Raw genomic sequence first — 13,270 nt, 5'->3', positions numbered from 1 at the left:
ACAGTGGCGCTCAGGAGAAGTATCAGCGGGTAACGACTCACGGTTTTTGTGCTCCCAAAGGCATGCCCACGGCCTGGCTGAGTTGTGCCAGTGCCACATAACTGCTGACCAGATTCTGAATGAGGGTGTATCGGGCCTGGGCCAGGGTGGATTCTGCCAGCAAGACATCCTGGATGGTGGCTTGACCCACCCGATATTGGGCCTGGACAACCTCCAGCGCTTTTTCCGCATTTTGCAGGCCGCTGCGGGCTCCCGGCCAGGCGGCTGTGGCCCCCTGAAAATTATGATAATCCTGCCAGACCGTACTCTCCGTGCTGTTGCGGCTGGTGGCGAGATTGGCTTCTGCCTGATCGCGCAGGGCTTCGTTCTGGCGGATTTGATAATGATTATTAAAGCCGGTGAATAGAGGAACAGTCAGCGTAAAACCGACCGTCCAGGTATCTCCGGGTCGAAAACCGCCCTGAAAGAGATAGCCATAAGAACTGCTCACCCCGAGGCTGGGCAGGCCGCTGGCCTCGGCGCTGCGGACATTGGCCCGGGCGGCAGCAACCTGGGCACGAGCTTCCTGCAGGGCCGGATTGGCGCTGAGCGCCGAATGCATCAGTGTTTCTGCGGCATCGTGCAGTTCCGGAGGAGTTTGGTTCAGTTGCAAGGGGTGAATGTTGAGCAGGGTTTTCGGGCTCAGGCCGAGAGCACTGGCCAGGACGCCCTGACTGCTGCGCAGGCTCTGTTGCTGGGCGGCCAAAGTGGACTGCGCCTGGGCCAGGGCGGCTCGCGCCTGGTACAAGGATCCCACCGTCGCCTGTCCGGCCCGGTGCATGACTTCGGCGGCCTCCAGATTTTTCTGGTTCTCGGCGACGGTTTTTTCATCGGCGAGCAGCAAGGACTGGTTACCCAGGACCTGGTAATAAGCCTGTGCCACGCTAAAGGCCACAGACTGGATTTCCTGATTCTGAGTGAAGCCCGCCACCCACTCCTGGGCTTTTGCCGCAGCGGTTTTGGCAGAGCGCAGACCAAAGTCCCAGAGGGTATAACTCAGCGTCAGATTTGGATTGACGCTGTTGCGGGCCGGCACAGTAAAACCGGCGGTGGAGGCGGACTGACGGCGGGAGGCACTGGTGTTCAGGGTCACCGTCGGCAACCAGGCGCTTTCGGCAATGCCGACACCGGCGGCTTGGGCACGCAGGGCATCCCAGGCCGCCGCAGTCTGGGGATTGTGGGCGAGGGCATAGGCGGTAAGTTGGGGCAGGCTCCAGACCTTGCCCTGCTCTGCCGGATTGAGGCCCTGTGCGTCGGGGACTGCTGGTAGTTCGCCCGGGCCCGTCCAGGGCTGACCGGGTTGCTGGTTGATTCCGCCATCGGTATCGAAAGGGTCGGCCAGCCAGCCCATCACTCCGGCACTGGCCTGATGGAGACCGGCGCAGGTAAGCAGCAAGGCGCAAAAGATGGCACTCGGCAGTTTCTGGGGCACGCTCAGGCTCCTCGTCCGTGGAGCCTGCATTCTCCGGAAAAAGCCGGATTGAGGGAAGCGGAAATTCATCCAAAATTGTTGCAAAGTGTGAATGGATTCGGCCTGTTATTCACAATTGTTGACAATTTGTCGCTGGCAACTGCAGGGGTGAGCCGCTAACGTGTGTCTCACGGAAAGGAACAGTCCTTTCCCCCTGAGAGACGAGGAGCAATGGGATGTCAAAACTGAAATTTGCCGTATCTGGTCTGATGATGGCTGCCTTTGGTCTGGCCACAGTGCCGGCATTTGCCGAAAATACCTCCCCGCCGTCCATGGCCGGACATGGTCCCATGGAAGATGGCATGATGCCTGGTGGCCATCCCGGACACTGGCAGCATGGGCCCATGCGTGGACCCTGGATGCAGAACATGCCGGTGCCCATGCTGATGCCCATTGTCTGGCGCCACGCCATTGACCTGAAGTTGACCCCTGCCCAAGAGAGTGACCTGAAAAACTGGCGCAGTACCCAACGCAAGGATTTCCCGACCTGGAGACAGAATATGATGACGCACAACAAGGCGTTGCGTGAGGCCCTGCTCAATGGGGAATCGGGTGCGGCACTGGCGCCCCTGAAAGCTGCCGTGGTCAAGGACCATGAAATGATGCTGGATCGCGGGATTCAGCAGGTCCAGTACCTGCACAAAATCCTGACCCCGCTGCAGTGGCAGAAAGTGGTCAAGATGGCGCAGGATATGGGGCATCGTCACGGACCCTGGAGAAAATAAAATGGCAGAGAGCGGCAAGATCCTGTTAGTAGATGATGATCCCCGGGTGCGGACCATGCTGGTCCGTTATCTGGAGGGACAGGGTTTTGCCGTTCATGCTGTGGGTTCGGGGCAGCAGATGGATCGCTATCTGGAGCGGGAGTATTACGATCTGCTGCTGCTCGATGTGATGATGCCCGGTGAAGACGGCTTCAGTATATGCCGGCGTCTGCGTGAGCAGGAGCCCCAGCTGCCCATCATTATGCTGACCGCTCGTGGTGACCTCAGTGACCGGGTCGAAGGCTTGGATGTGGGCGCTGATGATTATTTGCCCAAGCCATTTGAGCCCCGGGAATTGACTGCCCGGATTCGGGCGGTGCTGCGCCGTAGCCAGGAAATCCGGACGTCGGACCCGGCCCCTGGAGCCATAGTATTCGGTCCTTTTCGACTGGCTCTGGATACCCGCAGCCTGTGGCGGGGAGAGGAGAAAATCTCCCTGACCGACAGCGAGTTTTCCATTTTGCATGCTCTCGCCAGTCATGCCTGGCAGCCCTTGTCCAGAGAACGTCTGCTGGCCATGAGTCATGGGAGTGATGAGGTCACTGCCGGTTCCCGGGGGGTGGATGTATTCATTTCCCGGCTACGGCGCATTGTGGAAGCCGATCCGGGAGATCCGCATTACATTCAAACGGTGTGGGGGCGCGGTTATGTCCTGGTGCCTGATGGTGCCAAGGCTACTGCGGAGGGAGATAAAGCGTAAGGCGGCACTTTGTGATGGTTGTTTTACGGACCCATGATTTTTTGACGAGGACATTTTGGGCAAGACCGGAGCGGTGCTTCTCCGACATCGTAGCCGATCTATTCAGAATGTCCTCGTCAAAAAGTCCATGATGGAAAGTAGATGAAAAAAAATCGGGTCGGGTGGCCGGACACCCTGTTCAACCGGATGTTTCTGATTATTGCCGGGCTGCTTTTTTTGAGTCAGTTGGCGGTATACTGGTTTTTTAATATTTATCAGGCCAATCCTCAGGCGGAGCACATGGCCCAGAATTGGGCGCAGATTCTGACCCTGAGTGAAACTCTCAGCCCCGCGCAGCGCGCCGCGATACAGCCGATTTTATCCCGACAAGGCCTGCAGGTGTTGCCGGCCACGGCCATGCATGGTCGTATTCCCGCTATCCCGCCGCTGGTCAACGCCTTACAGCAACTCCGGCGGATGGGTTGGCCGGATGCGCTGCTGCGTTTTGATCCTCGCTCAGGCACCTTGTGGTTGCAAACCCGGCCCGGAGCAGCCCTGGCCCTGGCGATGCCCATACCGCGTCCGGCAGGTTTGCCTTTGCCCTGGTTCAAGCTGGCCGCCATTTTGCTCTTGTCGTGGCTGGGTGCTTACCTGGTGGTGCGTCAGGTGACGCGGCCACTGACCCGACTGATGCAGGGAGTGGATGACTTGCGCAGTGGCGATACCCCGGCCGATTTGCCGGAAGCGGGACCAGCCGACTTACGCCGTCTGGCGGAAAAATTCAATCAAACCCTGAGAGATCTGCAACGCTTGTGGCGGGAGCGGGAAATGGTTCTGGTTGGTGTATCCCACGATTTGCGCACGCCCCTCACCCGGATGCGCTTGAGTGCCGAGTTTTTGCCCGCCGAAGAAGAGGTGCGGCAGGAAATCATCGACAATATTCAGGAAATGGACAAGGTCATCCATCAGTTCATGGGTTACGCGCGCAGCGGCGAGCGAGAGTTACTGGTGGATACGGATCTGGGCCGTTGGTTGCAACAACTGGTCTTGCGTCAGCAGGCCGAAGTGCGCTGGCATCCGGCCAGTACGCCCTTGCCGAATCTGCCCATTCAGGAAGTCGGTCTGGCGCGGGCCCTGCAAAATCTGATTGATAATGCCCAGGCCCACGGGGCCGGACCGGTGGATATTCAGGCGGAAAAAGCCGGTACACAGGTGCTGATCCGGGTGCGGGACCATGGTCCCGGCATTCCTGAGGCGGAACTGGCCAAGGTCCGCGCGCCATTTGCCCAGGCGGGCAAGGGGGGAGGCATTGGTCTGGGCCTGGCCATTGTCGAGCGGGTCATGGCCTACCATAACGGTCGCTTGAATTTATACAATGCCCCGGATGGAGGCTTGGTGGCGGAGCTGGTATTGCCCTTGCGTCAGCCGCACTGATGTCAAATGAGCGCCGCTTCAGGGCGCCGCTTTGGCTGCCGGGCACAACTTGCGCAGATTGGCTTCGGCAGCAGGGCTGAGATCGTGCCAGGCAATATTGCCACATTTCCCGCTGAGAGGACCCTGCAGGGTGCCTGCCTGGGAGATGGTTTTCCCTACCGGGAAATCCGCCACGGACACGGTCGAAACCGTCGGTGCGGCCAGTTGTACGGCGGCAGCCGCTGTAGCTGCCTTGGGCGATTGCCGGTCCGGCTGCTGATGTTGCCAGAAGAAAAATGCCAGCACCGCTATCAACAGCAGGATAATGACCACGATCAGCCAGCGCCAGCTTTGGGATGATTGCTCTTGCTCCATTGCTTTGGTCCCCCATGGTGTTTCGCTGCTTAACTGTAGCAAGGCGACGAGCAGATTGCGAAAGCTATGCTGCTGGTGGGCCAAGCGCAGAACGTCAAGGTCAAGGCAGAGGCTGGCGAAACAGGGGGCCTTTTCGCTATAGTCGCGGGCAGAAAGGAGGTGCGGGCATGAGTGAAAAAATGTGGGGCGGGCGCTTTGCGGCCGCGACAGACAGTTTAGTGGAAGCATTTACGGCATCCATTCAGGTGGACAGCCGTCTATATGCGGAGGATATCCGGGGTTCGCAAGCCCATGCCCGCATGTTGGGGAAAGTGGGGGTGCTCACAGCCAGTGAGGCGGAAGCCATTGTTGCCGGGCTGGAGGAGGTCCGTCAGGAAATTGCCGAAAATCGCCTGCCTTTTGTGGACAGTCTGGAAGACATTCACATGCATGTAGAATCCCGGCTGACGGAAATCATCGGGGATGTGGGCAAAAAACTGCATACCGGTCGCTCCCGCAATGACCAGGTGGCCACTGATCTGCGTTTGTATACCCGCAGCTGCCTGGATGATCTGCTGGTTTCCCTGCGTCATCTCCAGAGCGTATTTGTGGATCTGGCCGAGCGCGAAGTGGAAACCATCCTGCCGGGTCTGACCCATATGCAGGTGGCCCAGCCCGTCAGTTTCGGGCACCACTGCATGGCCTATGTCGAAATGTTCCAGCGTGATGCCCAGCGCCTGCAGGACGCCCGCAAACGGGTCAACGTCCTGCCCCTGGGAGCCGCCGCCCTGGCGGGAACGACTTTTCCTATTGATCGCTGGGAGGTGGCCCGGCAACTGGGTTTTGAGGCGGTCGCGGAAAACAGTCTGGATGCGGTGTCTGACCGGGATTTTGTCATGGAGGTGCTGGCGGATCTGGCCATGATTGCCGTGCACCTGTCGCGGCTGGCGGAAGAACTGATTCTATGGATGTCCGCGCCCTTCGGTTTCATCGATCTTCCGGACAGCTTTTGCACCGGTTCCAGTATCATGCCCCAGAAGAAAAATCCGGATGTGGCCGAAATCATTCGCGGTAAAAGTGGCCGTGTCGTGGGTGATCTGGTAGCCATGCTGGTGCTCATGAAGGGCCAACCCCTCACCTACAATCGCGATAATCAGGAAGACAAGGAAACTTTTTTTGATGCCCTGGACCAGGTGCGTGCCAGTGTCGAAATCATGGGACGCATGTTGCCGGGTCTGCAAACCCGCCCGCAAGTCATGCGCGCCCAGGCCGAACGCGGCTATGCTACGGCTACGGATCTGGCCGATTATCTGGTGCGCAAGGGCTTGCCATTCCGGGACGCCCATGCGGTGGTCGGCAAGGCTGTGGGCCGCGCACAGGAGCACAATATTGGTCTGGAAGCCATGTCCCTGAGCGATTTGCAGGCCCTGTCGCCGCTGATTGATCAGGACGTTTATCAGGTGCTGACTCTGGAAGGTTCTCTTGCCGCCCGCAATCATCTGGGCGGCACGGCCCCTGAGCAGGTCCGGGCCGCCATTGCCCGTGCCCGCGCCCGTCTGGCGCAGGAGTCATCGACATGAAAGGTTTGGCTACACTGGGCTTCTTGTGCATGTTGGTGCTCGGTCTGGCGGGTTGTGGGCGGAAAACTCCGCTGACCTTGCCGCCACCTCCGGCAGAACATCCTGCTGCCACTGCCGCAGCTCCCGCGCCGACGCCAGGCAGTCAGGACCATGTGGCAACCGGGAGTAACACACAGCCATGAACACCTTTCACTATCATCAGGGGGAGTTGTACTGTGAGGATCTGCCCCTCAGCACCATTGCCCGGCATTACGCAACCCCCTGCTATGTATATTCCGAAGCCGCCCTGCGCGAACGCTACCATTCCTTCAGCACAGCACTGGGCGAAAGCACGTTGGTCTGTTACGCCGTCAAGGCCAATAGTAATCTGGCCGTCCTGCGCGTATTTGCGGAGATGGGCGCAGGCTTTGATATAGTTTCGGGCGGGGAGATGGAACGGGTGCTGCGTGCCGGTGGATCTCCCGATAAAATCATTTTTTCCGGGGTGGGCAAGTCTTCTGATGAGATTCGTGTAGCCCTGTCCGCCGGTATTGCCTGCCTGAACGTAGAGTCTGCGGCAGAGCTGTGGCGCATCGCTGATATTGCCGCCGATCTGGGCCTGCGCGCACCCATTGCTCTGCGGGTGAATCCCGATGTGGATCCGGGTACCCATGCTTACATTGCCACCGGCCTCAAGGAAAGCAAGTTCGGTATTCCCATGGATGCGGCGCGTGCCCTCTATTTGGAGGCCGCGCAACACCCGGCGCTGGAACTGAAAGGTATTGCCTGCCACATCGGCTCTCAGTTGCTGAATCTGGCACCACTGGCTGAAGCGATTGTGCGTGTTCGCGCCCTTTACGAAGATCTGTCTGTCCAGGGAATAATCCTGGAGCATCTGGACCTCGGGGGCGGGGTGGGGATTCGTTATCATGAAGAAACTCCGCCGAGCCCCGCAGATTATGCCGAGCTTCTGGAACAGGCTCTGGGCGATTTGCCGGTCAAAAGAGCCGTAGAGCTGGGCCGGGCTCTGGTAGGAAATGCCGGTGCATTACTCACCAGGGTGGAGTATCTCAAGGATAACGGCAGCAAGCAGTTTTGTGTGGTCGATGCCGCCATGAACGATTTGCTGCGTCCGGCGCTGTATGGCGCATGGCATGATATTTTGCCGCTTCGTCAGGGTGCTGAACCGGAGCAGATCATGGATGTGGTGGGTCCGGTTTGCGAAAGCGGCGACTTTCTCGCCAAAAAGCGCGCCATCTCTGCCGCAAGCGGAGATGTTCTGGCAGTTATGGGGGCAGGCGCTTACGGATTCGCCATGAGCAGTAACTACAACAGCCGGCCTCGCCCCCCGGAAGTGCTGGTTCACGGCCATCAGCACCGACTCATCCGCCGCCGCGAAAACTGGGATGATCTGATGGGCCTGGAGCTTCCCTGATTCCATCCCGGTTGGCGTTTTTCTGCTATGTTTAAAGGGTGAGTTATTTTTCGCGGGCGTAGCCCTTGCACCGTATGTAGATGTTCCGGCCAGAAGCCCGCACGTCAGTGAGGAGGCAGATATGGCAGCAGAAATGAAAGTTTTCAGTACCGGTATTGATCCAGAAGACTGGATTCCCCGGCGTTTCGCCCATCCCGGCGATGGCTTGACGCCCTCCATTTTCTGGCAACATCTTCCCACCCATGCCCAAAGTCTGGTATTGCTCATGGAGCACCGGGAGGCCGAGGCCGGGCAACGGGTGCACTGGTTGCTCTATGATATTTCCCCGGGCTTGGAAGGGTTGCATGAAGGCGGTCCCTTGCCTGACGGTATCCGCACCGGGCGTAACAGCTTCGGAACCCTGGGTTACCGGCCCCCTGAAGCAGCGGACAATCATCAACTGCAGCATTATGATTTCCTGCTGTTAGCGACAGACCTCGCCACCCTCGGTCTGGCCGAAGGGGCCGATTGGGATGCCGTAAAGGCGCGATTGCATACCCCCGGTAATGATGCCGACCAGTTGGGTCCGCCCCCGGCAGCAGACAGCCGCGCCCGTGAATTTCATGGGCTGGGGCATGTGCTGGATCACGCTGAATTCTCCGGACATTTTGCGCTGGATAATCCTTGAGCTTTCTGTACGCGTCCCCTTCTGCCCGAGGGGGACATTTTTGTGTGACTGGCAGGAGGCTTGGCTGCTTTGAGCTGGTAAAGCGGGTTTGACTTGACCGATGTGCCTTCACCCCTGATAATACGCGGCCTTGACGCTGTTCTGGCGTCACTTGCGTTGCTATGGGAATGTAGCTCAGTCGGTAGAGCAGCGGCCTTTTAAGCCGTGGGTCGCGGGTTCGAATCCCGCCGTTCCCACCATTATGAAAAGCATCACAAAACCATCAGCTAGGTTCTTCACCATGAAGACCGCAGTGACGGCATTTTTTCTCCCAGCAGATTTTCCAGCTTATCCAGATCGGGAGCGTAAATAGCTTCCAGATACGCTCGTGCAGCAGAATCTATCTGGGGTTTTTTGGCAGACTTGAGAATCAGGTTCTGATAAAGCCACCACTGCAGCTTGCGGGGCATGAAATGATAGCCGATCCAGCGGGCCAGCGGGCTGGAGGCACAACGGCGGGACCAGTTGCCGCGCGGGGCTTTGAAGCCGTTGTGAACCTCATCGACGTCTATTTCACGAAAGGGCTGCGGGTCTATCCGCAGGTGCGCGGCCACCCGCTCCAGAGTTTTTTCGGGTGCATTGACCAGATCCTCAAATTGCAGGACCAACACCTGGCCATGCCCGAAGGTCTGGAGATAACGCTGTACCTGATCGTGATAAAGACCGAGATCCACATACATATGCGAAACCCCCCAACCCTTTTGGGGCTGTGCAAAATCATCTTGCAGTAACTCCACGGAGAAGGGCTGGTCCACAAGGCCCTCGCGAAAATCCATCAGATAGTGAGAATGTGCGCGGCTGATGGGGTCACGCAACAGCATGATAATGCGGGCATCTGGAGCAACAGCATGAATGCGTTCTGGAGCCTGTGGATACCAGAGATTGGAGGTGCTGGCATCGCCGATGGCCGTAAACCCCGCCGCATTTTCGTAAAGATGGAGATAAGCTTTCGTATCATTCAGGTGTTCGATTAAGTGCTTGCGTTCAGGCTTGGGCGTAATTTGCGCAAAATAATGAGGTTCCTTGTAGGCCGGTAAGAATACCTCAGGATGTTTCTGAAGGTGGCGATATAATGAGGTTGTACCGCCTTTCACTGTTCCGGTAATGAAGAAATTGGGCCAAAGAGGGGTGTTGAGTAGCTCCGCATGCTGAGGGACTGAACTGGACAAATCAACTCCTTGTTAGATGATGGGGCAGGATCTTACCAACCGAAAGAACCGGCGACTGCCGACAGTATAGCAGTAGCAGGCTCCGGTAGTGGTGAAATCCGGCTGCATCCAGGAAACACTTCTGGTGTTTCAGGATAAATTTCTGGTCATCACCCGCAGGTAGGCTTTTTGCGTGCTTATGCTCAGATTTTCTACTTCATGCAGGCGTGACTTGATCCAGGCAGCCGCCTTGTCAGTATTACCTTTAGCCATTACTAGGCCGTTCCATTCCTTTTCACTGATACCACAATGCTGCAAAAAAGTGCTTTCAGATGATACGAATATCCTTGATGACGATACATCGTCTTGGGTTGGTTTCATTGGCCGCATAACAAACTGACCCCGCTGTGTTTATTCGCTGAAAGGAAAAGCCGATTTTCCACAGCGTAAAAGATTGCCCAGCTAAAGCCTAACGATAATTATTAACAGGGATATCTACTCTGTCGAGATGGCAGCGACCCGCGTTTACCTTCATTTTACATAACTTGTATGAGCTCCAGAAACTTCTGCAGCATTTTTGAGCGTCGCTCAGGCTGTGGTGCAGCCATGAAGTTCAGGCAGACCATCTGGTGACTTTCCAGCGTGGCAGTAGAAACCTGCCAGTCTGAACGTTGTTCCACTACTCTCCGGCTCATGAAGCCAATGCCAAGATCCGCGTTAATCATGGTGCCTACTGATTCAATGTCCGCGACTTCAATAAAATGCCGGGGAACGATGCCACGCCGCACAAATTCCTTTTCGATGGCGCCGCGCACCGCAGAGCCGGGTTCACGCCAGATAATGGGGTAGCTCTCCACTTCTTCAAAGGAAACGTCCTTGCGGCCGGCAAGAGGGTGGTGCAAGGGGGTGACGATGACTATTTCATTGTCCTGCCAGGGAATATTTTCAAAATAATCGGGTAATTCCGGGAGATCGCTGTCTCCTTCATAAAAAAATACATCCACTTCTCCTGCGGCAGCATCTTTCCAGTAGCGTTCACCGCTTTTGATGTAAAGATTGATGCCAGGATACTGTTGCCGGTAACGGGTCAAAAAAGGGGGTAAATAATAGTTGGCGATGAGACTGGTCGAAACAATGTTGAGTTCGCCTTCCATCAGGCGTTGCCGACGGGCGATGACGCTGTCAATGTCGCGCATGACCCGGCGCAAGCGTTCAATATCAGGGAGGAGGGCGGCCCCTGCCTGTGTCAGTTTTACGCCATTGATTTCACGCGCATACAATGGTTCACCGACATACTCCGTCAGTTTTCTCAGGCGCTCTGAAATGGCCGATTGTCCCCGGTGTAAATACTCGGCTGCGGCACTGATGCTGCCATGCTCGGCGACCGCCAGGAGAGAGAGAAGTTGTTCGTCATCTGCCATTATCGATTTCTCCGATTAAGATACCAATAAAATACATTTGCCATGATGGCCTGGCCCTTCGTATGTTTGTAACTTGTATAACACTTTATGAATATAGGAAAAAATATCCATGGTCACAAAAAAATACGCCTCCTCAGCAGATCCGCTTGCGGCGAACACGCAACAAGAGGACTCTCATGACGTATCTGTCCGGATAGATGCTGGTACAGGCTCTGATCCCACTATCCCGTATTTACAAGCCATTGGCTATCAAGAGGTCCTGACTCCGGCCGCAGAAAAAAATCTGCTGGAAGGCATCCAGCAGCAGAATCCTGAGGCCTGGCATGCATTGCTGGAGGCACATTTGCGTTTGGTATTGCGTATCGTCCGTAGCTATGAGGACAAAACCACCTTATCCTTGAGCGATCTGCTGGAAACAGGAAATCTGGCACTGATTGCCGCAGCACGCCAATTTCAGTCCGGGAGTGATGAGCGCTTTTCCACTTATGCCACCAGGATGATTCGTGAATCGATTGAAGCGGAGCTTTTACCGCGCAATGCCGCGCTGGCATAGTTGGCCGGACCTCAAAATGTCAGCAGGCCGAAAGGATGAACAGCGGGTCCGATGACGGCTGATCTTTTTGAAAACTTTTCCCGCCCGGCGCCTGCTCAGGAATCCCTTGGAGAAGGGGCCATGATATTGCGGGGCTGGGCCCTGGCTGACGCAGAGGCGATCCTCCATGGCGTGGAGCAGGGCTTGCTACAGTCAGGACTGCGACAGATGCTGACCCCGGGGGGCAGAAAAATGTCGGTGATCATGAGTAATTGCGGGGCATGGGGTTGGGTATCGGACAAACAGGGTTATCGCTATGTATCCAGAGACCCGGAAACCGGACAACCCTGGCCGGAAATCCCGACGCTACTCTTGCGAATGGCGCAAACAGCCGCAGCGGAAGCCGGTTTTGCGTCCTTTATCCCTGATGCCTGTCTGGTGAATGTATATGTTCCCGGGGCGCGCATGTCTTTGCATCAGGATAAGGATGAACAGGATATGGAAGCGCCCATTGTGTCAGTTTCACTGGGCTTGCCGGCCACTTTTTTGTTTGGCGGGGCGGAGCGCCGGGATCAGGTGCAACGGATCAATATAGAGCATGGTGACGTACTGGTTTGGGGTGGTCCGGCGCGGCTCCGCTACCATGGCATCGCTCCCGTCAAAATGGGGGATCATCCCCTTGTGGGGGAGCGGCGTCTGAATCTGACCCTGCGCAAGGCGCGCTGATGGCATGCATACGCTAAAACGGGTCCGGTTTGTCATCCTGTCCACAATTGTTTTGCCCGTGGCACCCGCTTAAGATACACCCTTATTTCAGGGGCAAATCACCTGCGCCCAAGCGCAGTTTCAGGATAACAGGAGTGATCATGAGCGTTGAAAATTCCGACGGCAAGGAATTGAGAAATGTGGCGCTGGCTATCGGTACGGCGCGGACCCGCTGGGGTCGGAATCTGAAAATCGTGACCTTTTTTGTCACCTTTGTCTTGACCCTGCTCATCCCCATGGGAGTCATCGTCATCTACTATTTATGGAAGCACGGCGCGCAGATTATCCGGGAAAGAGAGTCAGTGGCAGCACAATAAGCCAAGTCCGGCTAGGGCAGCAGTACTGGCGATGAGTACATGGATGCGGGAGCCGGTGGGGGTAGCAACACCGTCGGTGGGCGCGTGACCGGCGGATGGCCAGGGCGGGGCGGAGGTCGTCGCCAGGGGCGACGGGGCCTATGTCCATACGGAGGAAAGGGCCCCGGTCCGATATAAGCCGGTATATAGACATCATGCTGACGGGGTTCCGGTGCTGGGCGCAGACTGTTCCGGTAGTTGTTGAGTGCCGTCAGAAGATTCAGTCGCTCAATGGTGGTCAGGGTTTTGTCGGTAGCTGCTGCAGGAGGCGAGCTGGATACAGGAGTCCGGGAAGCAGGCGAATGCACGGTAGGTGGTGCTGGCGGCGCAGAAGGGAGGGATTGCAGCTTCCGGGCATTGGCCGGGGGCTGATCGCCAAAGCTGACGGTGCCGTCAGGGGATACCCAGCGATAAATGCGCTCAGCTTGAGCGGGCAGCACGAAAGCGCTGGCTGATACCATTACGGCAGCGGCCAGAACAGCCGCACCCCAGCGCCGGCCTATAGGCTTCAATAGCGGTCGATCCATGGCCGCAGCAGATTCAACAATCAACATCCAGACTCCCGATGATCAACCTTTCCAATGCTACCTGTAGATAGATATAGCACAGTTCGCTAGCGGGGCAAGTT

The 13,270-nt window shown here is 56.9% G+C and carries 16 protein-coding genes and 1 tRNA gene; 11 read left to right on the top strand and 6 right to left on the bottom strand.

What is annotated here, in order from left to right; translation table 11 throughout:
• Window positions 1-37: 37 nt before the first annotated feature.
• A complete protein-coding gene (locus AC2VLR_RS03025) occupies window positions 38-1,471 on the bottom strand; it encodes a TolC family protein (protein ID WP_486880808.1) in 1,434 nt (477 codons plus the stop codon).
• A gap of 215 nt (window positions 1,472-1,686) precedes the next feature.
• Between AC2VLR_RS03025 and AC2VLR_RS03020 the strand changes: the two genes are divergently transcribed.
• The 3 genes from AC2VLR_RS03020 (at window position 1,687) to AC2VLR_RS03010 (ending at window position 4,387) form a co-directional block, all read left to right on the top strand.
• Window positions 1,687-2,235, top strand: coding sequence for a hypothetical protein (locus AC2VLR_RS03020; RefSeq protein WP_486880807.1), 549 nt, complete (start codon window positions 1,687-1,689; stop codon window positions 2,233-2,235).
• Window position 2,236: 1 nt separating this feature from the next.
• On the top strand, window positions 2,237-2,974 hold the full coding sequence (locus AC2VLR_RS03015; RefSeq protein ID WP_486880806.1) for a response regulator: 738 nt from the start codon (window positions 2,237-2,239) through the stop codon (window positions 2,972-2,974).
• Between the two features lie 141 nt (window positions 2,975-3,115).
• A complete protein-coding gene (locus AC2VLR_RS03010; RefSeq protein WP_486880805.1) occupies window positions 3,116-4,387 on the top strand; it encodes an ATP-binding protein in 1,272 nt (423 codons plus the stop codon).
• An 18-nt stretch (window positions 4,388-4,405) separates the two neighbouring features.
• Here the strand turns inward: AC2VLR_RS03010 and AC2VLR_RS03005 are convergent, their stop codons facing one another.
• Window positions 4,406-4,741: a hypothetical protein gene (locus AC2VLR_RS03005; protein WP_486880804.1), complete on the bottom strand. Its 336-nt coding sequence runs from the start codon at window positions 4,739-4,741 to the stop codon at window positions 4,406-4,408.
• Window positions 4,742-4,908: 167 nt separating this feature from the next.
• On the opposite strand from AC2VLR_RS03005, the gene argH reads away from it, so the two are divergent.
• The 5 genes from argH to AC2VLR_RS02980 all read left to right on the top strand — a co-directional run bounded on the left by argH (window position 4,909) and on the right by AC2VLR_RS02980 (window position 8,620).
• Window positions 4,909-6,300, top strand: coding sequence for an argininosuccinate lyase (gene argH / locus AC2VLR_RS03000; RefSeq protein ID WP_486880803.1), 1,392 nt, complete (start codon window positions 4,909-4,911; stop codon window positions 6,298-6,300).
• Complete coding sequence (gene lptM / locus AC2VLR_RS02995; protein WP_486880802.1) at window positions 6,297-6,482, top strand: LPS translocon maturation chaperone LptM; 186 nt, start codon at window positions 6,297-6,299, stop codon at window positions 6,480-6,482. The genes argH and lptM overlap by 4 nt, the downstream gene beginning before the upstream one ends.
• A complete protein-coding gene (gene lysA, locus AC2VLR_RS02990) occupies window positions 6,479-7,714 on the top strand; it encodes a diaminopimelate decarboxylase (protein WP_486880801.1) in 1,236 nt (411 codons plus the stop codon). Before lptM ends, lysA begins: the two co-directional genes overlap by 4 nt.
• Window positions 7,715-7,835: 121 nt before the next feature.
• Entirely contained in the window at window positions 7,836-8,381 is a 546-nt protein-coding gene (locus AC2VLR_RS02985; RefSeq protein ID WP_486880800.1) for a YbhB/YbcL family Raf kinase inhibitor-like protein, read from the top strand.
• A gap of 163 nt (window positions 8,382-8,544) precedes the next feature.
• Window positions 8,545-8,620, top strand: a tRNA-Lys gene (locus tag AC2VLR_RS02980).
• Window positions 8,621-8,656: 36 nt separating this feature from the next.
• Here AC2VLR_RS02980 and AC2VLR_RS02975 read toward each other — a convergent pair.
• The 3 genes from AC2VLR_RS02975 to AC2VLR_RS02965 form a co-directional block, all read right to left on the bottom strand.
• Complete coding sequence (locus AC2VLR_RS02975) at window positions 8,657-9,589, bottom strand: sulfotransferase family protein (RefSeq protein WP_486880799.1); 933 nt, start codon at window positions 9,587-9,589, stop codon at window positions 8,657-8,659.
• 129 nt (window positions 9,590-9,718) lie between these two features.
• The gene (locus tag AC2VLR_RS02970; RefSeq protein ID WP_486880798.1) at window positions 9,719-9,841 is read right to left on the bottom strand and encodes a hypothetical protein; all 123 of its coding nucleotides are present in this window, start codon (window positions 9,839-9,841) and stop codon (window positions 9,719-9,721) included.
• A gap of 263 nt (window positions 9,842-10,104) precedes the next feature.
• A complete protein-coding gene (locus tag AC2VLR_RS02965; protein ID WP_486880797.1) occupies window positions 10,105-10,989 on the bottom strand; it encodes a LysR substrate-binding domain-containing protein in 885 nt (294 codons plus the stop codon).
• A gap of 109 nt (window positions 10,990-11,098) precedes the next feature.
• On the opposite strand from AC2VLR_RS02965, the gene AC2VLR_RS02960 reads away from it, so the two are divergent.
• The 3 genes from AC2VLR_RS02960 (at window position 11,099) to AC2VLR_RS02950 (ending at window position 12,603) form a co-directional block, all read left to right on the top strand.
• Entirely contained in the window at window positions 11,099-11,542 is a 444-nt protein-coding gene (locus tag AC2VLR_RS02960) for a sigma factor (protein ID WP_486880796.1), read from the top strand.
• A 51-nt stretch (window positions 11,543-11,593) separates the two neighbouring features.
• Window positions 11,594-12,247, top strand: coding sequence for a DNA oxidative demethylase AlkB (gene alkB / locus AC2VLR_RS02955; protein ID WP_486880795.1), 654 nt, complete (start codon window positions 11,594-11,596; stop codon window positions 12,245-12,247).
• A gap of 140 nt (window positions 12,248-12,387) precedes the next feature.
• Window positions 12,388-12,603, top strand: coding sequence for a hypothetical protein (locus tag AC2VLR_RS02950; RefSeq protein ID WP_215843484.1), 216 nt, complete (start codon window positions 12,388-12,390; stop codon window positions 12,601-12,603).
• Window positions 12,604-12,614: 11 nt separating this feature from the next.
• Here AC2VLR_RS02950 and AC2VLR_RS02945 read toward each other — a convergent pair whose 3' ends face one another.
• Window positions 12,615-13,196 (bottom strand): DUF4124 domain-containing protein, encoded by a 582-nt coding sequence (locus tag AC2VLR_RS02945; RefSeq protein WP_486880794.1) that lies wholly within the window; start codon window positions 13,194-13,196, stop codon window positions 12,615-12,617.
• Window positions 13,197-13,270 lie beyond the last annotated feature (74 nt).

The organism is Acidithiobacillus sp. TH-A117 (assembly GCF_057473465.1).
Note: the sequence above shows the minus strand (reverse complement) of the source record. Positions and strands in the feature narration are given on the sequence as shown.